This window comes from Pseudomonas sp. IPO3774 (assembly GCF_013386835.1).
Taxonomy (GTDB): Bacteria; Pseudomonadota; Gammaproteobacteria; order Pseudomonadales; family Pseudomonadaceae; genus Aquipseudomonas.
Window position 1 is genome coordinate 1 of record NZ_JACAQY010000001.1, and the last position, 25198, is coordinate 25198.

24 protein-coding genes and 1 tRNA gene are annotated in these 25198 nt (G+C 59.9%); 6 read left to right on the forward strand and 19 right to left on the reverse strand.

From position 1 onward, the window contains the following. Window positions 1-52: 52 nt before the first annotated feature. From nadA to HYE77_RS00015, 3 genes are all read right to left on the reverse strand, one after another. A complete protein-coding gene (gene nadA / locus HYE77_RS00005) occupies window positions 53-1111 on the reverse strand; it encodes a quinolinate synthase NadA (protein ID WP_003209852.1) in 1059 nt (352 codons plus the stop codon). A gap of 219 nt (window positions 1112-1330) precedes the next feature. Continuing rightward, the gene (locus HYE77_RS00010) at window positions 1331-2902 is read right to left on the reverse strand and encodes a lactate dehydrogenase (RefSeq protein WP_218174500.1); all 1572 of its coding nucleotides are present in this window, start codon (window positions 2900-2902) and stop codon (window positions 1331-1333) included. Between the two features lie 128 nt (window positions 2903-3030). Further along, on the reverse strand, window positions 3031-4317 hold the full coding sequence (locus HYE77_RS00015) for an OmpP1/FadL family transporter (RefSeq protein WP_003209847.1): 1287 nt from the start codon (window positions 4315-4317) through the stop codon (window positions 3031-3033). 359 nt (window positions 4318-4676) lie between these two features. Between HYE77_RS00015 and HYE77_RS00020 the strand changes: the two genes are divergently transcribed. Next, window positions 4677-6635 carry a PAS domain-containing sensor histidine kinase gene (locus tag HYE77_RS00020; protein ID WP_087692901.1) on the forward strand — a complete coding sequence of 653 codons (1959 nt, stop codon included), beginning with the start codon at window positions 4677-4679 and terminating at the stop codon, window positions 6633-6635. On the opposite strand, the gene HYE77_RS00025 is transcribed toward HYE77_RS00020, so the two are convergent. Next, entirely contained in the window at window positions 6632-7537 is a 906-nt protein-coding gene (locus HYE77_RS00025) for a LysR family transcriptional regulator (protein ID WP_003209844.1), read from the reverse strand. The two genes, HYE77_RS00020 and HYE77_RS00025, sit on opposite strands and share 4 nt — an antisense overlap. Window positions 7538-7644: 107 nt before the next feature. On the opposite strand from HYE77_RS00025, the gene lldD reads away from it, so the two are divergent. The 5 genes from lldD (at window position 7645) to pstB (ending at window position 12683) form a co-directional block, all read left to right on the forward strand. Continuing rightward, complete coding sequence (lldD, locus tag HYE77_RS00030; RefSeq protein WP_003209842.1) at window positions 7645-8787, forward strand: FMN-dependent L-lactate dehydrogenase LldD; 1143 nt, start codon at window positions 7645-7647, stop codon at window positions 8785-8787. Between the two features lie 169 nt (window positions 8788-8956). After that, entirely contained in the window at window positions 8957-9973 is a 1017-nt protein-coding gene (gene pstS, locus HYE77_RS00035; RefSeq protein WP_003209841.1) for a phosphate ABC transporter substrate-binding protein PstS, read from the forward strand. 66 nt (window positions 9974-10039) lie between these two features. Continuing rightward, window positions 10040-11035: a phosphate ABC transporter permease subunit PstC gene (gene pstC, locus HYE77_RS00040; RefSeq protein WP_087692899.1), complete on the forward strand. Its 996-nt coding sequence runs from the start codon at window positions 10040-10042 to the stop codon at window positions 11033-11035. After that, on the forward strand, window positions 11032-11904 hold the full coding sequence (gene pstA / locus HYE77_RS00045; protein WP_003209837.1) for a phosphate ABC transporter permease PstA: 873 nt from the start codon (window positions 11032-11034) through the stop codon (window positions 11902-11904). The genes pstC and pstA overlap by 4 nt, the downstream gene beginning before the upstream one ends. Further along, entirely contained in the window at window positions 11904-12683 is a 780-nt protein-coding gene (gene pstB, locus HYE77_RS00050) for a phosphate ABC transporter ATP-binding protein PstB (protein WP_003209835.1), read from the forward strand. The genes pstA and pstB overlap by 1 nt, the downstream gene beginning before the upstream one ends. Before the next feature lie 118 nt (window positions 12684-12801). Here the strand turns inward: pstB and HYE77_RS00055 are convergent. The 15 genes from HYE77_RS00055 to aspS form a co-directional block, all read right to left on the reverse strand. After that, window positions 12802-12877: transfer RNA gene (locus HYE77_RS00055), tRNA-Lys, on the reverse strand. 63 nt (window positions 12878-12940) lie between these two features. After that, complete coding sequence (queC, locus tag HYE77_RS00060) at window positions 12941-13618, reverse strand: 7-cyano-7-deazaguanine synthase QueC (RefSeq protein WP_043225928.1); 678 nt, start codon at window positions 13616-13618, stop codon at window positions 12941-12943. 1 nt (window position 13619) lies between these two features. Beyond that, window positions 13620-14267 (reverse strand): 7-carboxy-7-deazaguanine synthase QueE, encoded by a 648-nt coding sequence (gene queE, locus HYE77_RS00065; protein ID WP_003209831.1) that lies wholly within the window; start codon window positions 14265-14267, stop codon window positions 13620-13622. Between the two features lie 164 nt (window positions 14268-14431). After that, on the reverse strand, window positions 14432-15265 hold the full coding sequence (gene ybgF / locus HYE77_RS00070; protein ID WP_023659229.1) for a tol-pal system protein YbgF: 834 nt from the start codon (window positions 15263-15265) through the stop codon (window positions 14432-14434). Between the two features lie 6 nt (window positions 15266-15271). Beyond that, the gene (gene pal, locus HYE77_RS00075) at window positions 15272-15772 is read right to left on the reverse strand and encodes a peptidoglycan-associated lipoprotein Pal (RefSeq protein WP_003209827.1); all 501 of its coding nucleotides are present in this window, start codon (window positions 15770-15772) and stop codon (window positions 15272-15274) included. Window positions 15773-15827: 55 nt separating this feature from the next. Continuing rightward, on the reverse strand, window positions 15828-17108 hold the full coding sequence (tolB, locus tag HYE77_RS00080; protein WP_032868196.1) for a Tol-Pal system beta propeller repeat protein TolB: 1281 nt from the start codon (window positions 17106-17108) through the stop codon (window positions 15828-15830). A gap of 17 nt (window positions 17109-17125) precedes the next feature. Further along, window positions 17126-18199, reverse strand: coding sequence for a cell envelope integrity protein TolA (tolA, locus tag HYE77_RS00085; RefSeq protein WP_177068226.1), 1074 nt, complete (start codon window positions 18197-18199; stop codon window positions 17126-17128). After that, a complete protein-coding gene (gene tolR, locus HYE77_RS00090; protein WP_161635741.1) occupies window positions 18199-18651 on the reverse strand; it encodes a protein TolR in 453 nt (150 codons plus the stop codon). The genes tolA and tolR overlap by 1 nt, the downstream gene beginning before the upstream one ends. A 23-nt stretch (window positions 18652-18674) precedes the next feature. Further along, window positions 18675-19370 carry a protein TolQ gene (gene tolQ / locus HYE77_RS00095; protein ID WP_003209819.1) on the reverse strand — a complete coding sequence of 232 codons (696 nt, stop codon included), beginning with the start codon at window positions 19368-19370 and terminating at the stop codon, window positions 18675-18677. Window position 19371: 1 nt separating this feature from the next. Beyond that, window positions 19372-19827 (reverse strand): tol-pal system-associated acyl-CoA thioesterase, encoded by a 456-nt coding sequence (ybgC, locus tag HYE77_RS00100; protein WP_008432379.1) that lies wholly within the window; start codon window positions 19825-19827, stop codon window positions 19372-19374. 138 nt (window positions 19828-19965) lie between these two features. After that, window positions 19966-21024: a Holliday junction branch migration DNA helicase RuvB gene (ruvB, locus tag HYE77_RS00105; RefSeq protein ID WP_003209815.1), complete on the reverse strand. Its 1059-nt coding sequence runs from the start codon at window positions 21022-21024 to the stop codon at window positions 19966-19968. Further along, entirely contained in the window at window positions 21025-21636 is a 612-nt protein-coding gene (gene ruvA, locus HYE77_RS00110; protein ID WP_003209814.1) for a Holliday junction branch migration protein RuvA, read from the reverse strand. 115 nt (window positions 21637-21751) lie between these two features. After that, window positions 21752-22276 (reverse strand): crossover junction endodeoxyribonuclease RuvC, encoded by a 525-nt coding sequence (gene ruvC, locus HYE77_RS00115; RefSeq protein WP_003209812.1) that lies wholly within the window; start codon window positions 22274-22276, stop codon window positions 21752-21754. Between the two features lie 155 nt (window positions 22277-22431). Next, on the reverse strand, window positions 22432-23178 hold the full coding sequence (locus HYE77_RS00120) for a YebC/PmpR family DNA-binding transcriptional regulator (protein ID WP_003209810.1): 747 nt from the start codon (window positions 23176-23178) through the stop codon (window positions 22432-22434). A 151-nt stretch (window positions 23179-23329) separates the two neighbouring features. Next, a complete protein-coding gene (gene aspS, locus HYE77_RS00125) occupies window positions 23330-25105 on the reverse strand; it encodes an aspartate--tRNA ligase (protein ID WP_003209808.1) in 1776 nt (591 codons plus the stop codon). Between the last annotated feature and the right edge of the window lie 93 nt (window positions 25106-25198).

The window sequence follows — 25198 nt, forward strand, 5'->3', positions numbered from 1 at the left end:
AGGTGGCCGTTACCGCAGCAATGGATATGTACACAAACCAACCCACCGCAAATCAAGCATTCCCCGCCAACCTCAACCGAGCCGCCTGAGTAAAATCCAACATCCGCTTCAGCGGTCTAACCGCCTGCGGAATCACCGAAGGCTCAACAAAAATCTCATTACTCCCCTCACGCAAACACTGCAGCGTACGCTCCAGGGTATTCATCGCCATCCAGGGACAATGCGCACAACTGCGACACGCCGCCCCATTCCCCGCCGTCGGCGCCTCGACAAACACCTTGTCCGGGCACAGCTGCTGCATCTTGTAGAAAATGCCACGGTCGGTGGCCACGATAAACGTCTTGTTCGGCAACCGCTGCGCCGCCGCAATCAACTGGCTGGTAGACCCCACCGCATCCGCCAACTCGATCACCGACGTCGGCGACTCCGGGTGCACCAGAATCGCTGCATCCGGGTACAACGCCTTCATGTCCTCCAACTGCTTGGACTTGAACTCCTCGTGCACGATGCACGCACCATCCCACAGCAACATGTCTGCACCCGTCTGACGCTGGATATAGGTGCCCAGGTGCTTGTCCGGCCCCCAGATAATCGTCTCGCCGTTATCCATCAGGCTTTCGACAATCTCCAGCGCACAACTGGAAGTCACCACCCAATCAGCACGGGCTTTCACCGCCGCCGACGTGTTGGCATAAACCACCACCGTGCGCTCAGGGTGCTGATCACAGAATGCCGAGAACTCATCCACCGGGCAGCCAAGGTCCAGGGAGCACGTGGCTTCCAGTGTCGGCATCAGGATGCGTTTTTCAGGCGTGAGGATCTTGGCCGTCTCCCCCATGAATCGCACGCCCGCCACCAATACGGTCTTGGCCGGGTGCGCCGCGCCGAAGCGGGCCATTTCCAGGGAGTCGGAGACACAGCCACCGGTTTCTTCGGCCAGGGCCTGAATCACCGGGTCGCAGTAGAAGTGTGCCACCAGCACCGCGTCCTGAGCCTTGAGCTCGGCGGCGATGGCGGCGCGGTAGCCCGCCTCTTCTTCGGCGCTCAGCACCTTGGGCTGCTTGGCGTCGAGGTGGGCTTGGACCAGAAGGCGTTCGGAAATTTGCGTCATGTTCGCAAGCCCTGCAGGCGCAGTTGCGCGAAAGTCGAGTGTACCACCGGCTCTGGAGCCTTTCGGGCGCCGCCGGACGAAGTGATTGTGTTCATCAAGCACGGTGAAGCTGCGCAAGGCTACAGAATATCGAATGGTTTCAAAAGCCTAATCTGGGATTCGGCCAGGCATGAAAAAGGGAAACCCGGCCAGGGGTTTCCCTTTTTTACAACGACCGGTTTAACCGGGCAAAGCGGACGGATCGCCTTGCAGCAACGCCCACTGATGCATGTTCGCCAGGGCATCCTTCAGGATGGTTTCATCGGCGCCCTTGGCACTCTTGCCTTCCCGCGCCGCATATTCCAGCAGTACCAGGTAGTCGCGATGGCTGGTGGCCTCGTTCGGTACCACGCTGTCTTTAACCAGTCGAGCCATCTCGTATCGCTGGGTGCGGGTGTTCTGGCTGGCGCTTTGGTCCACGGAGGCGTTGGTCAGGAAGCCATCCTTGTAGGTGATGTTCGCCGCACTGCTGGCCTTGTCGTCGACCTGCACATAGAGGTAGTTCTGCGACTCGCGCCTGGTATCGAAAGCCGGCGGCTTCCCGCCATCCAGGCCCTGATGGAAACTGGCCTTGAGGCTTGATCGCTGGACCTGATCGATCGTGCGATTGGAGAGGTCATTGCCGCCGATGCGCGTTTTCTGGGAAATCCCATAGGCAAACGTATCGGTTTCCCCTGGGCGCGCCGGGTTGGGGGAGCTGGCCGCCTGGCTGATGGAGGCCTTGAAATCCGCCAGGCCCGTCAGCAGGCCTTGATCTGCCGCGCTGCGGGTCAGCGGCGCAGGCGCTTTGGCGCCCTGCGGGTAGTTGCTGTTCATGGCGGTAAACGCATCCTTGAACATCGCCATCAGGTCAGCATCTGCCTTGCCCCGCGCCTGGGCCTTGTCGAACTGGGCCAGGTAGCTTTTCAGCGCGATTGCCTGTTGCTTGGCGTTGCCGAGGATGCCGGCGTTCTTCAGGTCGACCGAGAGATTCACTTCCCCCGCCGGGCTACTCATGCGCGTGGTGCGGCCCTGGCTGTCCGCATGGAATGCAAGCGTGAGGTCGTCAGTATTGCTCACTTTCAATTTGCCGCTGAGGTCCACCGAAGCCAATACGCTGGAATCAAACTGCGTCAGCTTGCTCAGCTCGAGCTTCGGCGGCTGGGCGGCCAGGCCGTCGATCGCGTCCTGGAAGGCTTCGCCCAACTTGGCGACTTCCTTGAGTTCGGCGGCGCTGAGGGCGCCACCGTCCACCTTCGCCTGCGCGGCCAAGCCTCCCAACTGGCTGGCCAGGCTGAAGGTGACGGTCTTGCCGCTGGCCGTCTTGACGGTCAGGCTGACCAGGTTGTCGGCCCTGCTGTGCAGCAGCGCCTGTTGAACCTTGAGTTCGGCGGGGCTTTGGGTCCTGGAAGAGCTGGTGCTCAGCGCCGACTGGGAAATGTCGGTACCGCTCTTCGCAAATTGCTCAATCAGGGTGGCGCCCAGGCCGCTGAAGCCTGTGCCTCTGGGCAGTGCAGGGAAATTCGTGCTGATCGCTTTGGTGACCGCATCGTCGCTGTCACTTTCCCAGGCATTGATCGGCCCATGGCCGGGCAATTGGCCGTTGCGGGAATACGTCTCGGCTTGAACGTCCACCGTGACATTGCCAAGGCTGACCACCGAGGAAGGTCGCACGGCAGCGGCGTCCGTTTCTGGCGCCTGCGTAGCTGGCGGGGTAACGGCGGGTCGATTGGTAAGGGCGATGGCGGAGCTGATCGGCGAAAGCGTAGTCATGACGATCCCTGTCTTGAGCTGGATTGCAGCCAATTTAACCAAGACAGGGAAGGTTTGGTAGCGCGACCGATACAATTGCTAGCAAAGAGCCATGTCAGAAAACTGACTCTTTGCCCTCTTCCGGTGCATCAGAAGCGGTAAGTCACCGAACCGCCGAAACCGTTGGCGCTGTTTTCATACTTGGCGTCGTAGGTCAGCGCCAGTTGCGGATTATTGTCGCGGACCTTGATCGGCTCTTCTTTCAAGTAGGAATAAGCGACGTCGAAGGTCAGGTTATCCACTGGCGTCCAGCCAGCGCCCAAGCTGAACACCGTGCGATCGCCCGTAGGAATACGTACGGACCGGTCGGTGTTGTTGGTGGGCGTCTGGTCCACCGAAAAGCCGGTCCGCAGCACCAGTTGCTTGTTCAACTGGTACGACAGGCCGATGGCGTGAGACCAGGTGTCATGCCAGTGCTGTTCTTCGGTGATGGAGTTCAGGCCGGCCAGTTCGGTGGCGAGGTCAGAGACGCCACTGTTGTTGATCGTAATCTTCTTCAACTGGCTCCAGCGGGTGTAGGTGCTGCCGACGTACAGGGTCCAGTCATCGTTGAGTTTATGGGTGACCGAGAAGTCCACGGACGACGGCGTGGTGACATCCAGCTTGGCGTCATACCGCTGCGGGCCGCCATCCACCAGGTCGGTGAGCACCCCCGAGGCGTTGGTTTTGCCCGACAGGTGATACACAACCTGCGAGTGGTAGGTCACACCAATGCGCGTGCTTTCAATCGGCTGCACCAGGATACCGGCGTTGAAACCGGTGGCGGTGTCGTCGCCCTTGACCTTCACGTTTTCCGTGCCGAGGCCAAATGCCGGGACCTTGGAGTCCAGTTCGCCACTGATACGGTTGAAGGTCGGACCGAAGCCCACCGAAACCTTGTCGTTGAAGGCATAGCTGACGGTTGGCTGCACGGTGATGACTTGAACCTTGCTTTTGTTGCCAAAGCCATTGCCCTGGAAGCTGTGTTCATAGTCGGTCACGAGGCCGAACGGCGCGTAGATTCCCAGGCCAAACGCCCAGTGTTCATCAATCGGCGTCACCAGGTAGCCCATCGGTACGGCGATGCCGGGGACCATATCGCCTTTGTTGGTGCCGGGGTTGTCCACGCCACCTTGGCTGGAACTGGCGTCCTTGATGTTCGACTTGGCATCCAGGTAGGTCGCCCCGATGCTCACTTCATTCTGCTTGAGGCGAGACATGCCCGCCGGGTTGCCGAACACCGTGCTGGCGTCATCCGCGGAGGAGGAACGCCCGGCGTAACCGGTCCCCATTGAACTGATGCTTTGTTCGTTGAGGGCAAAACCACCGGCAAACAAGGAAGTGGAGGCAAGGGAAATCGACAGCGCCAAAGCGCTCTTGAAGAGTTTTTTATTCATTATTAGAACTCGAATTATTGGGCAGCGAGAGGAAGCTACCAATCTTCGAGCGGGCAAATTATGAAGAGTTTTTCATGCGCAAAATTGTCCGACAATCCTATTTCTTTCAAAGACTTCGACGGTTTTTCCAGCACTTATTCAGACCCCGGAACCTGAATATGACTGACGGGTTTTAATCTCGCCGTCACGCTTGCAGCAGGCCGGATTGCCTGCCATCGAATATGCGTGAAGGCGCTGGTGATATAAGTGTCGCAATGACATGATGACGGCCATTTAACACGTGTGGCAGCACTCAAATGAATAGCACTATCGGGACGGGTCCTGAGACAAACAGCCCACCTGAATCTGGCGAGAGTGATTTGTCCGCCGCGGGCCTCAACCACAGCGAAGCCTTCACCGAACGCGTGCTTGCCAGCATCAACGATTGCATCAAGGTGCTGGACCTCGACGCCCGCCTGACCTTCATGAGCGAAGGCGGCAAGCAGATCATGGAAGTCAGCGACTTCAATGCGATCCGCGGCTGCCCCTGGCCCGACTTCTGGCACGACCAGGGCAATCTCGATGCCAAGGCTGCCGTTGAGGCCGCCAAGGCCGGTCGCAATGCCAGCTTTGTCGGCGCTGCCCACACCCTGGCCGGCAACCTTAAATGGTGGCACGTGAACGTCAGCCCGATCATGGGCAGTGACGGCCTGCCGGAGAAAATCCTCTGCGTGTCCCGGGACATCACGCCCCTGCGCGAAGCCGAAGAGTCCCTGCGCAAACTCAACGAGTCCCTGGAACAGCGGGTGGTCGAACGCACTCGCGATCGCGACCGTATCTGGCGCCTGTCGCCGGACCTGATGCTGGTGGCGCAACTCGACGGTGTGATCTCCGCCGTGAACCCGGCCTGGACACGCATGCTCGGCCACGCCGAAAACGACCTGGTGGGCAGCCAGTTGCTGGCCCTGGTTCACCCCGACGACCTGGCCGTCTCATCCTCGGCGGTCAGCCGTTTGGGGGATGGCAAGAACTTCCCCAATTTCAAGAACCGTTACCGCCACCAGGACGGCAGCTACCGCATGATCGCCTGGACCGCCGTGCCCGACAGCGACTACATCCACGCCGTGGGCCGCGACATCCAGGCTGAGGAAGAAGCCAAGGAAGCCCTGCGACTGTCGGAAGACGCCCTGCGTCAGTCACAGAAACTGGAAGCCATCGGCCAACTCACTGGCGGTGTCGCACATGATTTCAATAACCTGCTGACGGTGATCAAGTCCTGTGCCGACTTGCTCAAGCCACCTGCCCTGAGCGAAGCACGCCGCGTGAAATACGTGGAAGCCATCGCCAGCACGGTCGATCGCGCGGCCCGCCTGACGGCCCAGTTGCTCACATTCGCCCGCCGCCAGGCTTTGCGACCCGAGGTGTTCAACGTCGGCGAAAGTGTAAAGCGGGTGGGCGAGATGATGGACAGCCTGACCGGTTCACGGGTCAAGGTAAGCATCCAGGTGCCTGACGACGCCTGCTTTATCAACGCCGACGAAAGCCAGTTCGATACCGCGCTGGTCAACATGGTGGTGAACGCCAGGGATGCCATGGCCGGCAACGGGCATTTGACCATCACCGTTTCGACGGCAAGCTGGCTACCCTCGGTTCGCGCTCACCCGGTACGTGTCGCCGATTACGTGACCATCGAACTGGCGGACACCGGCTCGGGTATCCCGCCGGAAAAACTCGACGCGATCTTTGAGCCCTTCTACACCACCAAGGGTATCGGCCAGGGCACCGGCCTGGGCTTGTCCCAGGTGTACGGCTTCGCCAAGCAATCAGGCGGGGAAATCCTGGTACAGAGCGAGTGCGGCAGGGGTAGCCAATTTACGCTGTACCTGCCCAAGGTCGAGCCAAGTGCCATGCCGGTACCTCAAGACACCAGCGCTTCGCCCATCATCTCAGGCTTGTGCGTGCTGATGGTCGAGGACAACGCCGATGTGGGCCTGTACACCTCGCAAACCCTGGAGCAGATGGGCTTTCACGTGCTGTGGGTGCCGGATGCGAACAGCGCGCTGGAAGCCCTGGCCCCCAACCCGGAAAGCTTCCAGGTGGTGTTCTCCGATATCTCCATGCCCGGCATGAGTGGCCTGGAGTTGCTGGACGCAATCGAAGCCTTGTACCCATGGCTGCCGGTGGTGCTCACCACCGGCTACAACGACGAATACGCGCGTATCGCCCAGGAAGAGGCCAGCCGTTTTGTCTTGCTGCAGAAGCCGTATTCCACCGAGGTGCTGGCCCTGCTGCTGCAAAAAGTCGTCAAGAGCCGCCTGCCCCTGGTCGCACAAGGCTAGACCGCAGGCCGGGTCGTGTCCGGAACATTCCCCATCTCCAGGGCCAGATCCAGCCAGGCCCGCGCCGCCGGTGGCAAGTGCGCCTGTCGCCGCCAGGCCAGGGCGATGTGCCAATCAGTCTGGGGCTCGTCCAGCTGGATCAGGGCGATGCCGGCGTGCAGGTGTTTGTAAGCCAGCATGCTCGGTAGAAACGCGACACCCAGGCCTGCGGCAACCAGGTCGACGATAAAGTCGATCTGCGCACTGCGGGCGGTGATACGCGGGACTACGCCTCTGCGCTCGCAGGCTGTGAGAATGATCCGGTTAAGCGCAAACCCGGCCTCGAACAGAATAAAGGGCGAGTCAGCCAGGTCGGAAAAATCGACGCTTTTGCGCCCGGCCAAAGGATGGTCGATCGGCATCACCACCATCAGTGGCTCGACGCGCACATCCTGATATTCAAATTCTCCCGCCACCGGTACCAGCAACGCGGCCAGGTCCACCTCCCCGGCCTCCAGGCATTCGCCCAACTTCTTGCTGCCATGCTCGATCAGCTCGATCTCGATTTCCGGATAACGCTGTCGATACAAGGCAAACATCGCCGCAAACAGCACCCCACTGCCCACCGGCGGCAAGCCGATGCGCAATACACCGCGCTTGAGCCCCAGCAAGTCGTTGATCTCGGCCACCAGGTCACTGCGCTCCGCCAGCAACACCAGCGCTCGGCGGTAGGCAATTTCGCCGGCGGCCGTGAGCTCGCTCTTGTGGCCGATGCGATTGAACAACGGCGTGCCCAATTCATCTTCCAGAGTCTTGACCGCCTTGCTGACGGTAGACTGGGTGAGCGAAACCACCTCGGCTGCTTGTGAGAAGCTGCCCTGGCGAACTACTTCGACAAAGGCCAGCAACGTACGAAGGTTCATGAGTATTCCGTTTGCGACTTGATTCAAGTTGGAAAAGTTGTTTTTACCATGAAAGGCCTTTGTCTATCCTCACCCCACCGTTTTCTTCACTCGGGGCATCACTGTTCATGATCATTTCGTCTGCATCGGATTACCGCGAAGCCGCCCGCCGCAAACTGCCGCGTTTCCTGTTCGACTACATCGACGGCGGCGCCTACGCCGAACACACCCTCAGGGCCAACAGCTCCGACCTGTCGGATATCAGCCTGCGCCAGCGCATCCTGCGCAACGTCGAAAGCCTGAGCCTTGAAACCACGTTGTTCGACCAGCCATTGGCGATGCCGGTGGTCCTCAGCCCGGTGGGCCTGACCGGCATGTTTGCCCGGCGTGGTGAAGTCCAGGCGGCGAAGGCGGCAGCGAACAAGGGCATTCCGTTTTGCCTGTCGACCGTTTCCGTGTGCCCGATCGAGGAAGTGGCGTCCCAGAGCCCGCAATCGATCTGGTTTCAGCTGTATGTGCTGAAAGACCGCGGCTTCATGAAAAACGCCCTGGAGCGCGCCCAGGCCGCCGGGGTGAAAAACCTCGTGTTCACGGTCGACATGCCCACCCCCGGCGCGCGTTATCGCGACGCCCATTCGGGTATGTCCGGTGCCTACGGGCCGCAACGCCAAATCCTGCAGGCCATGACCAAACCGGCCTGGGCCTTCGATGTGGGCCTGCTGGGTCGCCCCCACGACCTGGGCAACATCTCCAAGTACCTGGGCAAGCCCACCCAACTGAAGGACTACATCGGCTGGCTGGCCAACAACTTCGACCCTTCCATCAGTTGGAAAGACCTGGAGTGGATCCGCGAATTCTGGAAAGGCCCGATGATCATCAAAGGCATCCTCGACCCACAGGATGCCAAGGACGCGGTGAGCTTTGGTGCCGACGGCATCGTCGTATCCAACCACGGCGGGCGCCAGCTTGATGGCGTGCTGTCCACAGCCAAGGCACTGGCGCCTATCGTACAAGCCGTGGGCAGCGATCTGACGGTGCTGGTGGACTCCGGCGTACGCTCGGGGCTGGACGTGGTGCGCATGCTCGCGCTGGGCGCCAAGGGCGTTCTGCTGGGCCGTGCACAGGCTTACGCACTGGCCGCCGACGGGCAGCGTGGCGTGGAGAACCTGCTGGATATCTTCGCCAAAGAAATGCGCGTGGCCATGACGTTGACCGGAGTCACGTCGATCGCCCAGATCGATGAGTCGATCCTGGTGCGCAGCCAGGGTTGATCAGTGCAGCGACCTCGGAACATCCCTTCCGGGGTCGCCCACAGATATTTCTAAATGTTTCTTCATAAAGCCAAACCGTCATTAAACAGACACATTTCAGGAATTAAATCGTCACGTCCCAGGCAGGTGGAGCCCTCCACCTGCCCCCTTCCTTTGAGGTGTCGTCGTGATGTTGCTGACCAAAAAGAGTCTGTCAGTGTTGTTCACTGCCCTGTGCCTGAGTGGTGTCGCTCACGCCACTGACGTCACGGGCGCAGGCTCCAGTTTCGTCTACCCGGTGCTGTCCAAGTGGTCCCAGGAATACAGCAAAAGCTCCAGTGACCGGATCAACTACCAGTCCATCGGCTCCGGTGGTGGTATCGCCCAGATCAAGGCGGCTACCGTGGACTTCGGTGCGTCCGACGCGCCGCTGTCGGCGGATGAACTGAAGGCCGGCGGCCTCGGCCAATTCCCAAGCGTGATTGGCGGCATCGTGCCGGTGATGAACGTCGAGGGCGTTGCAGCTGGCCAGCTGAAACTCGATGGTGATGTGCTGGCGAAGATCTTCCTCGGTGACATCAAGGCCTGGAACGACCCGGCGATTGCCGCCCTCAACCCCGGCTTGAAACTGCCGGGCGCGAATATCACCGTGGTCCACCGCTCGGACGGCTCGGGCACCTCGTACAACTTCACCAACTACCTCTCCAAGGTCAGTGATGGCTGGAAAACCAAAATCGGTTTCGGCACCACCGTGCCGTGGCCGGTCGGTGTGGGCGGCAAGGGTAACGAAGGTGTTTCGGCCTACGTGAAGCAGATCAAGAACTCCATCGGCTTTGTTGAATACGCCTACGCCCTGCAAAACAAGATGACCTACGCCTCACTGAAGAACGCGTCCGGCAAATTCGTCGAGCCCAACGCCAAGGCCTTCCAGGCAGCGGCTGATACTGCCGATTGGGCCAACGCCCATGACTTCAACCTGATCATGACCAACGCACCGGGCGAGAACGCGTGGCCGATCACGGCGACCACCTGGATCATCATGTACAAGCAGGCAAAAAACGCCGAGCAAAGCCAGGCCGCTTTCAACTTCTTCAAATGGTCGTTGGAGAAAGGTCAGCAGCAGGCTGCGGCATTGGACTACGTAGCGTTGCCCGATTCCCTCGTGACCCGGATCGAAGGTTACTGGAAGTCTGACTTCGCCCACTGATCCGCCTCTATAGCCCCCTTCCTCAAGCATGTGCATGCTTGATGGAGGCGGGTGAGCACTTCTGATATGAACGACACCGTGCAATCCCTGGTTATGACTACTCACGCAAGCGACGTGTCGGGTGATAGCCGCGCCGCTCGCGATCAGCGCCACGATCTGTGGTTCAAACGCTCGATGTTCGGGGCCGCGATGCTGGTGCTGCTGCTCTTGGCAAGCATCGCCGCCTCCACCCTGTGGGGCGGTGGCCTGGCCTTCAAGACCTTCGGTTTCGGTTTCATCACCAGCACCGAGTGGGATGCCGTCAACAACCACTTTGGCGCCCTGGTACCGATCTACGGCACCTTGGTCACCTCGTTGCTGGCGTTGCTGATTGCGGTGCCGGTGAGTTTCGGCATCGCGATTTTCCTCACCGAAGTGGCGCCGCCCTGGCTCAGAATGCCGGTCGCCTCCGCCGTTGAATTGCTCGCGGGCATTCCCTCGATTATCTATGGCATGTGGGGCCTGTTTGTTTTCGGGCCCTTTATGGCTGAACACTTGTCACCCTGGATCAATGACTACCTGGGTGCGCTTCCGTTTATTGGCTCGCTGTTCCAGGGGCCGCCGCTGGGCATCGGGATGCTGACCGCCGGCATCGTGCTGGCGATCATGATCACGCCGTTCATCACGTCGGTGATGCATGAGGTGTTCCGCAGTGTGCCGACTCAATTGAAGGAGTCGGCCTACGCACTGGGCAGTACTACCTGGGAAGTGGTTTGGGACATCGTCCTGCCCTACACCCGTTCGGCAGTGGTCGGCGGGATCTTTCTCGGCCTCGGTCGCGCCCTGGGTGAAACCATGGCCGTCACCTTCGTGCTGGGCAACGCGCAACAGTTCTCCGCCTCGTTGCTGATGCCCAGCAGTTCCATCGCGTCCGTCATCGCCAACGAGTTCAGCGAGGCGTACACCGACCTGCATCGTTCGGCGCTGATCGCCCTGGGCTTCCTGCTGTTTATCGTGACATTCGTGGTGCTGGCACTGGCGCGGCTGATGCTCATGCGCCTGTCCCGCAAGGAGGGCCTATGAGCAGCAACGAACGCCTGTACCGCAAGCGTGCCTTGAAGAACCGGGTGGCCATGCTGCTCAGTTGTGGCGCGACAGTCTTTGGCCTGCTGTGGCTGGCGTGGATTCTGCTGACCACCATCATCAACGGCTTTCAGGCGCTCAACCTGCGCCTGTTTACCGAGATGACGCCGCCACCCGGAACAGACGGCGGCCTGGCCAACGCGTTTTATGGCAGCGCCCTGATGTCCGGGATTGCGCTGCTGATTGGCACGCCCATCGGACTGATGGCCGGTATCTGGCTGGCGGAATTCGCACGGCACTCGCGCCTGGGTACCACGGTGCGTTTCATCAACGACATCCTGCTGTCCGCGCCGTCGATCGTGCTGGGCCTGTTCATCTACACCGGGGTGATCCTGCCGCTGAACCTGCTGACCAATCACCAGGTAGGTTTCTCCGCCATTGCCGGTGCCCTGGCGCTGGCCTTGCTGGTGATTCCGGTGGTGGTGCGCACGACCGACGAGATGCTCCAACTGCAACCTTCCACCATGCGCGAGGCGGCCCTGGCCCTGGGCGTACCCCAGTGGAAACTGACGTTGCAGATCGTGTTGAGAGCGGCCAAGGCCGGCGTGGTGACCGGCATCCTGCTGGCGCTGGCGCGGATTACCGGGGAAACCGCGCCGCTGCTGTTCACCGCCTTCGGCAACCAGTTCTGGAGCAGCAACCTGCTCAAGCCGATTGCCAGCGTGCCGGTGGTTATTTTCCAGTACGCCATGAGCCCCTTCGATGACTGGCACTCCCTCGCATGGGCAGGCGCCTTGGTACTGACGATGTTCGTGCTGGTGCTGAGCTTGCTGTCTCGCCTGATTCTTTTGCGCAATAGGTCCCACTGATGCAATCGACCCGCCTTGATCCTGAAAAAACCAAAATCCGTGTCCGTGGGTTGGAGTTTTTCTACAACAACCAGCGTTCGCTGAAATCCATCGACATCGACATTCCGGAAAAACGCATCACCGCGATCATCGGCCCATCGGGCTGCGGCAAGTCGACCTTGCTGCGGGTGTTCAACCGTATCTACTCGATGTACCCGAAGCAGGAAGCCCGCGGTGAAGTGCTGCTCAATGGCGAAAACATCCTCGCCCCCGGCTACTCGATGAACCGCCTGCGCAGCCACGTCGGGATGGTCTTCCAGAAGCCGGTGCCGTTCCCGATGTCGATCTACGACAACATCGCCTATGCCGTGCGTCACCACGAAAAGCTGTCGCGCCGGGAAATGGATGATCGAGTCGAGCAAGCCTTGCGCGGCGGCGCGCTGTGGGATGAGGTGAAGGACAAACTCAAACAAAGCGCCCAGAGTCTTTCCGGCGGACAACAGCAACGCCTGTGCATCGCCCGCACCATTGCGCTGCGCCCACAGGTATTGCTGCTGGATGAACCGACCTCGGCGCTCGACCCGATTTCCACCGGGCGCATCGAGCAGTTGATCACCGAGCTGAAAGAGCAATACACGGTGATCATCGTGACCCACAACATGCAGCAGGCCGCCCGGGTGTCGGACAGCACGGCGTTCATGTTCATGGGCGAACTGATTGAGCATGGCAATACGGATGAGATCTTCACCAAGCCGAAGATGAAACAGACCGAGGACTACATCACCGGGCGGTTTGGCTAGCTTTAACAAAAAAGCCGATCACTCTCTGTCGCGAGAGTGATCGGCTTTTTACTGGGCAAAAAAAAACCCGGAAATCCTCACTTGCGTGGGCCTTCCGGATTTTCTAAACCGCCAAAAATGGTGGGTCGTGTGGGATTCGAACCTACGACCAATTGGTTAAAAGCCAACTGCTCTACCAACTGAGCTAACGACCCGCTGTGTGGTGGCGCGTATAATACTGATTTCTAAGGATTATTCAACACCTTATTTAAAATAAATCAGAAATAACGCGTTGGGTCAGTAATTCCGGCCGCTTGGAAGCCCTCTGCACGCAGTCTGCAGCTGTCGCATTTCCCACAAGCGCGACCATCAGTGTCTGCCTGATAGCAGGAAACAGTCAGCGAGTAATCGACGCCAAGTCCTACGCCTGCCTTCACGATATCGGCCTTGCTACGGTTCTGCAGTGGCGCCAGGATGCGAAAGCCCTGCCCTTCTACACCGGCCTTGGTCGCCAGGTTGGCCATGCGCTCGAACGACTCGATGTACTCGGGGCGGCAGTCCGGGTATCCGGCGTAGTCCAGGGCGTTGACGCCGATGAAGATGTCGCGGGCATTGAGCACCTCGGCCCAGCCGAGGGCCAGGGACAGGAAGACCGTGTTGCGTGCCGGCACGTAGGTCACCGGAATGCCTTCGCTGGGGCCTTGCGGCACGTCTATGGAGCTGTCGGTCAGCGCCGAGCCACCCATGCCGTCGAGATTCAGGCCGATCACCTTGTGCTCAACCGCGCCCAGGTCTCGGGCGACACGGGCGGCAGCGTTCAGTTCGGCACGGTGACGCTGGCCGTAGTCGAAGCTCATGGTGTAGCAGCTGTAGCCTTCTGCACGGGCCATGGCGACCACGGTCGCGGAGTCGAGGCCGCCGGACAGCAGGATCACCGCACGTTTTTGATCAGTCATCTCAGCGCCCCGGCTCATCGTTCCACAGGTACTTGTGCAGCTGCAGTTGCAGACGCACCGGAAGGTTGTCTGCAACGACCCAGTCGGCCAGGTCGCGAGCATTCAGGTCATGATGGCTGGGGGAAAACAGCACTTCGCCGGCCCGGCGGTCCAGGCCATACTGGATCAGCTTGGAGGTCGCCCAGTCGTAGTCTTCACGGGAACAGATGACGAACTTGACCTGGTCGTTGGCCGTCAGCAGCTCAATGTTCTCGTAGCGGTTGCGGTGCACTTCCTTGGAGCCTGGGGTCTTGAGGTCGACGACTCGGCTGACCCGAGGGTCGACTGCAGAGATATCGAGGGCGCCGCTGGTTTCCAGGGACACCTCGTAACCGGCATCGCACAACTGCTTGAGCAAGGGAATGGCATTGGGCTGTGCCAGGGGCTCGCCACCCGTGACGCAGACATAACGCGGCCGGTAACCGGCCACCTGCTCAAGGATGTCTTCAAGGGTGCGCACGGTGCCGCCGCTGAAGGCGTAGGCGCTGTCGCAGTACTGGCAACGCAGCGGGCAACCGGTGAGGCGCACAAATACAGTGGGCAGCCCGGCAGTGCGCGTTTCACCCTGCAACGAGTAAAAAACTTCGGTGATACGTAATGTGTCTTGCATAGTCGCCACGGGCGTAACAGCTAAACAGGCTGTCCGCCTCCGTCAGGCACTTCGAGGAATTCCGCCAACGCGTAAACCCCAGGAAGCGTGTTTCATAAAAGGGCGTGGATTCTAACGAAAAAACCCGCGCAGGGCGCGGGTTTCTTCTGAACGGGTTGCGACGCTTACATGCGTTGCAGATCCCGCTGAGCCAACTGGGCCGCAGAGGTACCCGGATACTGGGCCACCACCTGCTGCAGAATGCCTTTGACCTTGTCGGTATGACCCAGGCGGCGTTCTACGTCAGCCAGTTTGTACAGCGAATCCGGCACCTTGGCGTGCTTGGGGTACAGCTGGCTGACCTTGGCAAATGCCTGGCCTGCGCCCTGCAGATCACCCTTGGCCAGGTTCACCTCACCCAACCAGTACTGGGCGTTGCCCGCGTACTGGCTGTTCGGGTATTTGCGCAGGAATGCGGTAAAAGCCTGGCTGGCCTTATCGAAATCCTTGGCTTTGATCAGGTCGAAGGCTGCATCGTAATACAGCTTTTCCTTCGCCGGATCACCCGGTTCGCTGCTGGCGGCAGGGGCTTGGCTCGCAGCCGCGGCCCCTGCCGCTGCACCACCGGCGGCGCTTGCGGCGCCACCGGCAGAAGAATTATCAGGAGTGGCGGCTGGTGTAACGCCGGCTCCAATGCGTCGATCAAGATCCTGGTAACGCTCCAGGCCTTCTTGCTTCAGCTGGTTCACTTGATTCTGCAGAACCTCAATCGTGCCTTGTTGCTGCGACAATTGATCCTGCATGCGTTGCAGCTGGTTGAACAGTTCGCCCTGTGCCGAAGGCGCGGCAGTTGCCGCGCCCCCGGCATAGGCGCCGTTCGTGCCATAACCCGCTGGCGGATAACTGCTCCCGCTATTGTTATAGCCAGAGTTGCTATCTTCCACAGGAACCGCAGCCCACACCGCAAGCGGTGCCAGGCTGAGAGCCAATACAGTTAGAGCACGACGGCACGTTCGCATGACGAATTACTTACGCAGTTCGACGCGACGGTTTTGAGCCCAGGACTGCTCGTCGTGGCCAGTAGCAACTGGACGCTCTTTACCGTAGGAAACCAGTTCCAGTTGGCCTGGAGCAACACCTTGCAGAACCAGGTAGCGCTGAACGGCTTTCGCACGACGCTCGCCCAGTGCCATGTTGTACTCACGAGTACCACGTTCGTCGGTGTTACCTTCCAGAACAACGCGAGCGCCGTTAGCTTTCAGGTCCTTCGCGTGAACGTCCAGAGCGCGCATGGCTTCTGGTTTCAGGTCCGAACTGTCGTATTCGAAGTAGAAAGTGGTGATAGCGCGCAGAGCAGCTTCTTCGCTCAGGGAGCCGTCAACTGCACCAGTGTTAGCGCCGTAACCAGCGTTTGGATCAACAGCTGCGCCTTCACCGGCATTGTCGCCGCCTTTAGACGAGCAACCAACGGCTACGGACAGAGCCAGAGCCAGAGCAGCAAACTTACCAAACTTCAGCATTTCCATCGTGAAACTCCTAATGAACCCCAGTGTGTTAAGTACTTCTTTTTGTAGCGCCGCGTCAGTTCAGGTAAGGGGACCAGGACGGTTCTCTGACTTCGCCTTGAGCGGTAGGAAGCGGGAGCCTTACGCGTCCATTAATGGACACGAGCATCAAGACTCCCCGGCCCTGCTGGCGGGTGGCGTAGATTACCATGGTGCCGTTGGGCGCAACAGTAGCTGACTCATCAAGGTTGGTATCTGTAAGGATTTTTACGGTTCCACGCTGCAAATCCTGGGCCGCAACCCGGAAATTAGTGAAACCATCCTGACGGTGAATCATCACCAACGTCTTTTCATCAGCCGAAAGCTTAGGTGCAGCGTTGTAGTTACCAATAAAGGTCACTCGTTCGGCGCCGCCGCCGTTGACGCTGGTTTTGTAGACTTGCGGCTTGCCGCCACGGTCGGAGGTGAAGTAGATGGTCGAGCCATCCTTGCCCCAGAACGGTTCGGTGTTGATGCCCGGGCCGCTGGTAACACGGCTCAGTTGGCGCGAAGCCATGTTCATCACGTAGATGTCCGGGTTGCCATCCTTGGACAATACGAATGCCAGGCGTGAACCATCCGGCGACCAGGCTGGCGCGCCATTCAGGCCTTCGAAGTTGGTGATCTGCTCACGGCGACCGGTATCGATGTGCTGGACGAAGATCCGTGGACGCTTCTGTTCAAAGGACACGTAGGCAATACGCTTGCCATCTGGCGCGAAACGCGGCGACAGGATCGGCTCACGGGATTGCAGCAACGTCACTGCACGCGCGCCGTCATAGTCGGAACGCTGCAAAGTGTAACGAGTGTTGTCTACCGAAAAACGCTCGGCCGTTACATAGAGCAAGCGCGTGGAGAAGGCACCCTTGATCCCGGTCAGTTTTTCAAACGACTGGTCGGAGATGTAGTGCGCCATGTCCCGCAGCTGATCCGTGGTGCCCGACACGCTGCCGGTCAGCACTTGCTGCTCGGTCGCGACGTTGAACAGGGTGTACTGGATCTGCAGGCGACCGCCGGCGGGCGTGATGCTGCCCACCATCAGGTACTGGGCGTTCAGCGCTTTCCAGTCACGGAAGATGACTTCGCTGGCCTGGGTCGGCTGGCTGATCATGTTGCCTTTGTCGATCGGTGCGTAATAGCCGGAGTTGCGCAGGTCATCGCTGATGATCTGCGACATGTCGTCCGGCAGCACGCTGCCGCCCTGCCAGCCAAACGGCACAACGGCGATCGGGGTGGCCCGATCGCTACCGCTGGTGACCAGGATGTTCTTTTCATCCGCCGCCGCTATCCCTGCCATGCAGCAAATAACGACAAGCATTCCTCGAAGAAGGTTTCTCACAAGGCTAGATCCTCAGGTGTGAATGTCATCTTGAATGAACGGTAGGGAGCGAAGTCGCTTGGTTTCATTCCCTGCATCTCGGTCAACCGGCCAATGTTCTTGACCGCTGCTACCGCCGAACTGTCGAACGAACCGTCGCCACTGGACTTGGCCACGCTGACCGAAGTCACCGTACCGTCCGGCAACATGCCGATCTGCAGCACTACTGTCATGCCTTTACGTGCCGAAGGAGGACGGGTCCACCCTTCCGCTGCCCGTGAACGAATCAGGTCGTCGAAACTGCCCGCGACTTCATCACCACGTTCATCGGCCAAGGCTTGCTGGCGCTGCGGCGTGTCGGAAAGCAAATCGGCCAAGGCCTGGGCCTTTTTGTCTTCGGTCGATTTACGCGCTGCTTCCTGGGCCCTTTTCTTGGAGGCATCGGCGGCAGCTTTCTTCTTCGCATCGTCGGCGATCTTCTTCTTCGCCTCGTCAGCTTCAGCTTTCTTCTTGGCGTCGTCCGCGGCTTTCTTCTTCGCGTCTTCGACTATCTTTTTCTTCGCGTCTTCAGCGGCCTTTTTCTTGGCCTCTTCTTCGGCAGCCTTCTTGGCTTCTTCTTCAGATTTCTTCTTGGCTATATCAGCCAATTGTTTCTCTTCAGCCTTCTTGGCTTCGGCAGCTTTATCGGCTTTCTTGGCTTCATCAGCCTTTTGCGCCTCTGCAGCTTTCTTCGCCTCGTCAGCCTTTTTCGATTCCTCGGCCTTTTGAGCCGCCTCTTCTTTCTTTTGTTCCGCAGCAGCCTTCACCGCTTCCTGCTCGACCTTCTTCTGTTCCATCTGCTCGACTTCAGTCTGGCGCGCAGCCGACTTCTGGGCCTCACCCGCAATCTTCTGATTGGTCTGGGTGGTGGCCTGGCTTTTCGATTTCAGCTGATACAGGGTCGCCTGCACGATCGGCTTGGCTGGCGGCAGGTCCGGGGTCATGGCAAAGCTGACGAACAGCATGCCAAACACCAGGACGTGCAGGGCAATTGCCCAGACGCTAGGCCAGAAGTAGCTTTCCGAGGCGGACGGCTCTCGCTGTTGGTGCATCAGGGCGCCTCGGTAATCAAGCCAACATTACCGACCCCGGCCTTCTGCAGCCCGCCCATGGCGCCCATGACGGAGCCGTAGTCGACGACCTTGTCGCCGCGAATGAACACCTGGGTGTGCTTGCCACCTTCGTTGCCGGCGCGAATGATCTTGGTCACGGCATCAGTCATCTGCGGCAAGGTCATGGCCTTGTCCTGCTGTTTCTGAGTGTCGACTTCGCTGCCAAGGTTCCAGTAATAGGTCTTGTCAGCCTTGATCGAAATGGTCAGGACCTGGGTGTTGTTGTCCTGCGGCAAGGCTTCGCTGGAAACCTTGGGCAGATCAACCTTCACGCCCTGATTGAGCATCGGCGCGGTCACCATGAAGATAACCAGCAGCACCAGCATCACGTCGATGTAAGGCACTACGTTCATCTCGGCGACCGGCTTGCGCTTTTTGCGAGCTCGAGCGATTAAAGCCATTGGGAATTACCTGCTTATTCTTCGCTGGTGTGCACTTTACGGTGCAGGATCGCCTGGAATTCATCGGCGAAGGTGTAGTAACGGCTGATCAAGGTTTCGCCACGAGCGGCAAAACGGTTGTAGGCGATTACTGCGGGAATAGCTGCGAACAGACCGATGGCGGTGGCGATCAGCGCTTCGGCGATACCCGGGGCCACGGTGGCCAGGGTCGCTTGCTGGGCCTGGGCCAGGCCGCGGAAGGAGTTCATGATCCCCCATACGGTACCGAACAGGCCGATATACGGGCTGACGGAACCGACGGTGGCGAGGAACGGCAGGCTTTGCTCAAGCTTTTCTTCTTCGCGGGAGATGGCGACGCGCATGGCACGGGCCACGCCTTCCATGACCGCTTCCGGGTCAACGCCTGGCTGCTGGCGCAGACGGGAGAATTCCTTGAAGCCGGCGCGGAAGATCTGCTCGACGCCCGAATCCGGGTCCGGGTTGCTGCCCGCCTGGCGGTACAGCTTGGACAGGTCGATACCCGACCAGAAGCGCTCTTCGAAGCTCTCCAGGGCACGTCGACCAGCACGCAGCAGGTTGCTGCGCTGAAAAATCATGACCCAAGAGGTAACCGATGCGGCTACCAGGACCAGCATCACCAGTTGAACCACGACACTGGCATTGCTGACCAGGCTCCACATGGAGGAATGGTCGACGACGGTAGGTTCCACGCTAAATCTCCTGCTCTGAATGTTTACCCGCGCCGCTCACGCCGGCAAAGGCCGCGCGTAGAGTTTCGGGAATGGCCCGGGGTTTCAAACTATTGGTGCGAACACAGGCCACCAGGAACTGCCCCTCACAGAGCAGCGTTGCATCCGTAGCCCGCCTGACCTGCTGTTTAAAGCGCAGGCTGGCACGGTTCAATTCGGTTATTTCTGCGCTGACCAGCAGCTCGTCGTCCAGTCGCGCCGGCGCGTGGTAACGCGCCTCGCTGGAATGCACGACAAACAACAGGTCCTCCCCTGCCAGCTGGGATTGGGCAAAGCCCAGCTCCCGTAGCCGCTCGGTTCGAGCCCGCTCCATGAACTTTAGGTAATTGACGTAATAAACGATGCCGCCAGCATCGGTGTCCTCGTAATAAACGCGACAGCGATGTGCGAACGACTGATCCCCGTTTTGCGCGCGCATACTCTAGTGCTTACTCCTCAGGTTGCCAATCCGGCCAGGCAACTGTTTTTCATTCTGTGGCACATTTCTAACGAAAGAATGACGACGCCAGCCACTAGGACAGCACAAACTCCGAATAAATCGAATCGCCAAGCGTTTTTAATCGTCTACTGCATCGAGGAATTCGTCTACTACGGGCATCTCGCCCAATCGTGACGGAATGTTTAACCCAAAGTGCAGATACGCATGCCGGGTGACCACACGCCCCCTTGGCGTGCGCATGATGTAGCCCTGCTGAATCAGATACGGCTCCAGTACATCCTCAATCGTATGCCGCTCTTCGCTGATGGCGGCGGCGAGGCTGTCCACGCCCACCGGGCCGCCGTCGAACTTCTCGATCATGGTCAACAGCAGGCGCCGGTCCTGGTGATCAAAGCCATGCTCATCCACATCCAGCAGGTTCAGCGCCAGGTCTGCCACGGGCTTGGTGATATGCCCCTTGGCCCGCACTTCGGCAAAGTCGCGCACCCGGCGCAGCAGACGGTTGGCAATCCGCGGGGTACCACGGGCGCGGCGGGCGATTTCAAAGGCGCCTTCCGGGTCCAGGGGCAAGCCAAGGATGCTCGCCGAACGGCTGACGATGGTGGCCAGATCCGCCGTGCTATAGAACTCTAGACGTTGAACAATCCCGAAACGGTCTCGCAGCGGGTTGGTCAGCATGCCCGCACGGGTGGTCGCACCCACCAGCGTGAACGGTGGCAGGTCGAGCTTGATCGAGCGCGCCGCCGGGCCTTCACCGATCATGATGTCCAGTTGGAAGTCTTCCATGGCCGGGTACAGTACTTCCTCGACGATGGGCGAAAGCCGGTGGATCTCGTCGATAAACAGTACGTCGTGGGGCTCCAGGTTGGTCAGCAGCGCCGCCAGGTCGCCCGGGCGCTCCAGCACGGGGCCGGAGGTGGACTTGATCGACACGCCCATTTCCTGCGCGATGATGTTGGCCAGGGTGGTCTTGCCGAGCCCGGGCGGGCCGAAGATCAACGTGTGGTCCAGGGACTCGCTGCGCCCGCGCGCGGCCTGGATGAACAGCTCCATCTGCTCGCGCACGGTGGGCTGGCCGATGTATTCGGCAAGGCTCAGGGGGCGAATCGCCCGGTCCTGGATTTCTTCACGATCACGAGGCCCGGTGGCCGCGATCAGACGATCAGCTTCAATCACTTAAATCATTCCCTTCAGGGCGCGGCGGATCATGTCTTCGCTGCTCAGGTTCTTGTCCTTGATGGCTGACACGGCCTTGCTCGCCTCTTGCGGCTTGTAGCCCAGGGAGATCAGCGCGCTGACCGCATCGCTTTCAGCGCTGGCCACCGGCACACCCGGCGCATCAGGCTGGTTGGGCACCAGGGCAAACATGCTCGGCACAACCTCCCAGGCCTTGAAGCGGTCTTTGAGCTCCACCAGCAGGCGCTCGGCGGTTTTCTTGCCAACGCCCGGTACCTTGGTCAGCGCGGACGTGTCCTGGGCCGACACACAGCGCACCAATTCATCCACTTCCAGGCTCGACATCAGCGCCAGCGCCAGCTTCGGCCCCACGCCGTTGAGGCGGATCAGCTCACGGAAAAAATCCCGGTCACGCTTGCCAACGAACCCATAGAGCAATTGCGCGTCTTCGCGCACCACCAGGTGAGTGTGCAGGGTCAGCGGTTCACCGACCGACGGTAAGCGGTAGAGGGTGGTCATGGGCACTTCAAGCTCATAACCCAGCCCGTTTACATCCAGAATCAGGTGCGGTGGCTGTTTCTCAGCCAGGGTGCCGCGCAAGCGTCCAATCACGTTCGAATCCTTAAGAATCGGCTCAAATCAAGGCCTGGCCGGTAATAACGCGGGCATGCCGGCCGACAGCACAGGCCGTTCATGCACCCCACGCAGAATGAATGCGCTGATGCTATCAGAGACGCAGCCGGCCGCCACGACTGCGTGCGGTCCCCAAGCCATGGGGCATCAGGCTGGAACGGGTATGGGCATGGCAAATGGCAATGGCCAGGGCGTCGGAGGCATCGATTTGCGGTTTGGCGGTGAGTTTGAGCATGTGCATGACCATCATCATCACCTGCTCTTTATTGGCAGCACCGGTACCGACCACGGCTTGCTTGACCTGGGTCGCGGTGTATTCAGCGATCTCCATGCCCTCCTCGGCTCCGGCCACAATGGCCGCACCGCGGGCCTGGCCGAGCTTCAGGGCGGAGTCGGCGTTTTTCGCCATGAACACTTTTTCGATGCCCATGGTCACCGGCCCATAGGTCTGGATCACTTCACGCACGCCGCGATACACGATCTGCAAGCGCTCGGCCAACTCGCCGGCGCCGGTACGGATACAGCCCGACGCCACGTACACGCAGCCTCGCGGGGTCTGTTGGACCACGCCAAAGCCGGTGATTCGCGAACCGGGGTCGATACCTAGGATTAGAGTCATAACGCCTGCAGTTGGATAAAAAATTCTTGATATAGCCAAGATCAAAATGTGGGAGCGGGCTTGCTCGCGAAGGCGGTGTATCAGTCACCGTATTGACTGACTGACACGCCGCCTTCGCGAGCAAGCCCGCTCCCACATTAGATCTGCATCATCCTTCAGCCTAGCTGTTCAGCCACCGATTCCGGAATATCGGCATTGGAATAGACGTTCTGCACGTCATCCAGGTCTTCAAGCATGTCGAGCATCTTGAGTACCTTCTGCGCCCCATCCAGGTCCAGCTCGGCGCTGGTGGTCGGCAGCATCACGATTTCCGCGTCGGTGCCTTTGAAACCAGCCGCTTCCAGGGCGTTGCGCACCGAATAGAAGCCCGCGAACGAGGTGAACACGTCGATGGAGCCGTCTTCGTTGGTCACCACGTCGTCGGCATCGGCCTCCATTGCCGCCTCAATCAGCGCATCTTCATCCACGCCCGGCGCGAAGGAAATCTGCCCCTTGCGCTCAAACAGGTAGGCCACCGAACCGTCAGTGCCGAGGTTGCCGCCACATTTGCTGAACGCATGGCGCACGGCAGCCGCGGTACGGTTGCGGTTGTCGGTCATGCACTCGACCATCACCGCCACGCCACCCGGGCCGTAGCCTTCGTAGCTCAACTCGACCATGTCGTCGGTATCGGCCGCACCGGCACCACGGGCCACGGCGCGGTCGATGATGTCGCGGCTCATGTTGGCGCCGAGGGCTTTGTCCAGGGCCAGGCGCAGGCGCGGGTTGGAACCCGGGTCACCGCCACCCTGGCGCGCGGCAACGGTCAGCTCGCGAATCCACTTGGTGAAGATCTTGCCTTTCTTGGCATCCTGACGCTCTTTGCGGTGCTTGATGTTCGCCCACTTGGAATGGCCAGCCATAACACAACTCCGAAATTCTGTAGAAACCTGTCGATCCCGCCCCAGGCGGGACTTCCCTCTTTAACGTGCAGCCCTTGTAACGCAAAGGCGCATCCGAAGATGCGCCCTTAGCTGACAATGTAAAACCCTATCGCGCTTTCACGCTGCGGCCTTACTCAGCCTTTGGTGTCTCGCGCAGACGGATATGCAGCTCGCGCAGTGCCTTGGCATCCACCACACCCGGCGCTTGCGTCATGACGTCGGCAGCACTTTGGGTTTTCGGGAAGGCAATCACTTCACGGATCGACTGGGCACCGGTCATCAGCATCACCAGACGGTCCAGGCCAAAGGCCAGGCCGCCATGGGGTGGCGCGCCGTATTTCAGGGCGTCGAGCAGGAAGCCGAACTTCTCTTGCTGCTCATCTTCGTTGATGCCCAGCAGGCGGAAGACCGATTGCTGCATTTCCTTGCGGTGGATACGGATCGAACCGCCACCCAGCTCGGTGCCGTTGAGCACCATGTCGTAGGCACGGGACAGAGCGCCAGCCGGGTTGGCTTCCAGCTCTTGCGGCGTGCACTTCGGCGCGGTGAACGGGTGGTGCAGTGCGCTGAAGCTGCCGTCGTCGTTTTCTTCGAACATCGGGAAGTCGACAACCCACATCGGCGCCCACTGGCAGGTCAGCAGGTTCAGGTCGTTGCCGACCTTGATCCGCAGTGCACCCAGCGCTTCGCTGACGATCTTCGACTTGTCGGCACCGAAGAACACGATGTCGCCGTCAACCGCGCCAACACGATCCAGGATCACGTTGAGGTTGGCTTCAGGGATGTTCTTGACGATTGGCGACTGCAGGCCTTCGACGCCCTTGGCGCGCTCGTTGACCTTGATGTACGCCAGGCCCTTGGCACCGTAGATGCCGACGAACTTGGTGTAGTCGTCGATCTGCTTGCGCGGCATGCTCGCAGCGCCAGGCACGCGCAGTGCGGCGATACGGCATTTCGGGTCGTTGGCCGGGCCGCTGAACACCTTGAAGTCGACATCTTTCAGTTGGTCTTCAACGTCAACCAGTTCCAGCGGGTTACGCAGGTCCGGCTTGTCGGAACCGTAGCGGCGCATGGCTTCTTCGAAGGTCATGTGCGGGAATTCGCCGAACTCCAGGTTCAGCACTTCCTTGAACAGGTTGCGGATCATCTGCTCGGTGATGCCCATGATCTCTTTTTCATCGAGGAAACTGGTCTCGATGTCGATCTGGGTGAATTCAGGCTGGCGGTCGGCCCGCAGGTCTTCGTCACGGAAGCACTTGGCAATCTGGTAGTAACGGTCGAAGCCGGCGACCATCAGCAGTTGCTTGAACAGCTGTGGCGATTGCGGCAGGGCGAAGAAGGAACCGGCGTGGGTACGGCTCGGCACCAGGTAGTCGCGGGCGCCTTCCGGGGTAGCACGGGTCAGGATCGGCGTCTCGACGTCGAGGAAGCCGTTCTCGTCGAGGAAGCGACGGATGCTGGTGGTCATGCGCGAACGCAGGCGCAGCTTCTCGGCCATTTCCGGGCGACGCAGGTCCAGGAAGCGATAACGCAGGCGGGTTTCTTCGCCAACGTCAGAGAACTCGTTCAGCGGGAACGGCGGGGTTTCCGACTCGTTCAGCACTTCCAGTTCGTAACCCAGCACTTCGATCATGCCCGACGCCATGTTGGCGTTGGTGGCACCGGCCGGACGCAGGCGAACCTTGCCGGTGATCTTCACGACGTACTCGCTGCGCACGCGATCGGCGGCGGCGAAGCTCTCGGCGCGGTCCGGATCGAACACCACCTGGGCCAGACCATCACGATCACGAATATCGAGGAAGATCACCCCGCCGTGGTCGCGGCGACGGTGAACCCATCCGCAAAGGGTGATTTCCTGACCTTCCAGGGTCTCGTTCAGTTGGCCGCAATAGTGGCTGCGCATCATGATAGTGGTTTCGCTTCTCGTAATTCGAAATTCGGTGGAGGCCCGCCTCATCACCGTACAGCTAAGTCAGGTGACGGATAATGCAGGAGCCTG

Coding starts and splice junctions, on each gene's coding strand:
- nadA (WP_003209852.1), bottom strand. CDS start 1,111: ATGACGCAAATTTCCGAACGCCTTCTGGTCCAAGCCCACCTCGACGCC.
- HYE77_RS00010 (WP_218174500.1), bottom strand. CDS start 2,902: ATGACTACGCTTTCGCCGATCAGCTCCGCCATCGCCCTTACCAATCGA.
- HYE77_RS00015 (WP_003209847.1), bottom strand. CDS start 4,317: ATGAATAAAAAACTCTTCAAGAGCGCTTTGGCGCTGTCGATTTCCCTT.
- HYE77_RS00025 (WP_003209844.1), bottom strand. CDS start 7,537: ATGAACCTTCGTACGTTGCTGGCCTTTGTCGAAGTAGTTCGCCAGGGC.
- lldD (WP_003209842.1), top strand. CDS start 7,645: ATGATCATTTCGTCTGCATCGGATTACCGCGAAGCCGCCCGCCGCAAA.
- pstS (WP_003209841.1), top strand. CDS start 8,957: ATGTTGCTGACCAAAAAGAGTCTGTCAGTGTTGTTCACTGCCCTGTGC.
- pstC (WP_087692899.1), top strand. CDS start 10,040: ATGAACGACACCGTGCAATCCCTGGTTATGACTACTCACGCAAGCGAC.
- pstA (WP_003209837.1), top strand. CDS start 11,032: ATGAGCAGCAACGAACGCCTGTACCGCAAGCGTGCCTTGAAGAACCGG.
- pstB (WP_003209835.1), top strand. CDS start 11,904: ATGCAATCGACCCGCCTTGATCCTGAAAAAACCAAAATCCGTGTCCGT.
- queC (WP_043225928.1), bottom strand. CDS start 13,618: ATGACTGATCAAAAACGTGCGGTGATCCTGCTGTCCGGCGGCCTCGAC.
- queE (WP_003209831.1), bottom strand. CDS start 14,267: ATGCAAGACACATTACGTATCACCGAAGTTTTTTACTCGTTGCAGGGT.
- ybgF (WP_023659229.1), bottom strand. CDS start 15,265: ATGCGAACGTGCCGTCGTGCTCTAACTGTATTGGCTCTCAGCCTGGCA.
- pal (WP_003209827.1), bottom strand. CDS start 15,772: ATGGAAATGCTGAAGTTTGGTAAGTTTGCTGCTCTGGCTCTGGCTCTG.
- tolB (WP_032868196.1), bottom strand. CDS start 17,108: ATGCTTGTCGTTATTTGCTGCATGGCAGGGATAGCGGCGGCGGATGAA.
- tolA (WP_177068226.1), bottom strand. CDS start 18,199: ATGCACCAACAGCGAGAGCCGTCCGCCTCGGAAAGCTACTTCTGGCCT.
- ybgC (WP_008432379.1), bottom strand. CDS start 19,827: ATGCGCGCGCAAAACGGGGATCAGTCGTTCGCACATCGCTGTCGCGTT.
- ruvC (WP_003209812.1), bottom strand. CDS start 22,276: ATGACTCTAATCCTAGGTATCGACCCCGGTTCGCGAATCACCGGCTTT.
- HYE77_RS00120 (WP_003209810.1), bottom strand. CDS start 23,178: ATGGCTGGCCATTCCAAGTGGGCGAACATCAAGCACCGCAAAGAGCGT.
- aspS (WP_003209808.1), bottom strand. CDS start 25,105: ATGATGCGCAGCCACTATTGCGGCCAACTGAACGAGACCCTGGAAGGT.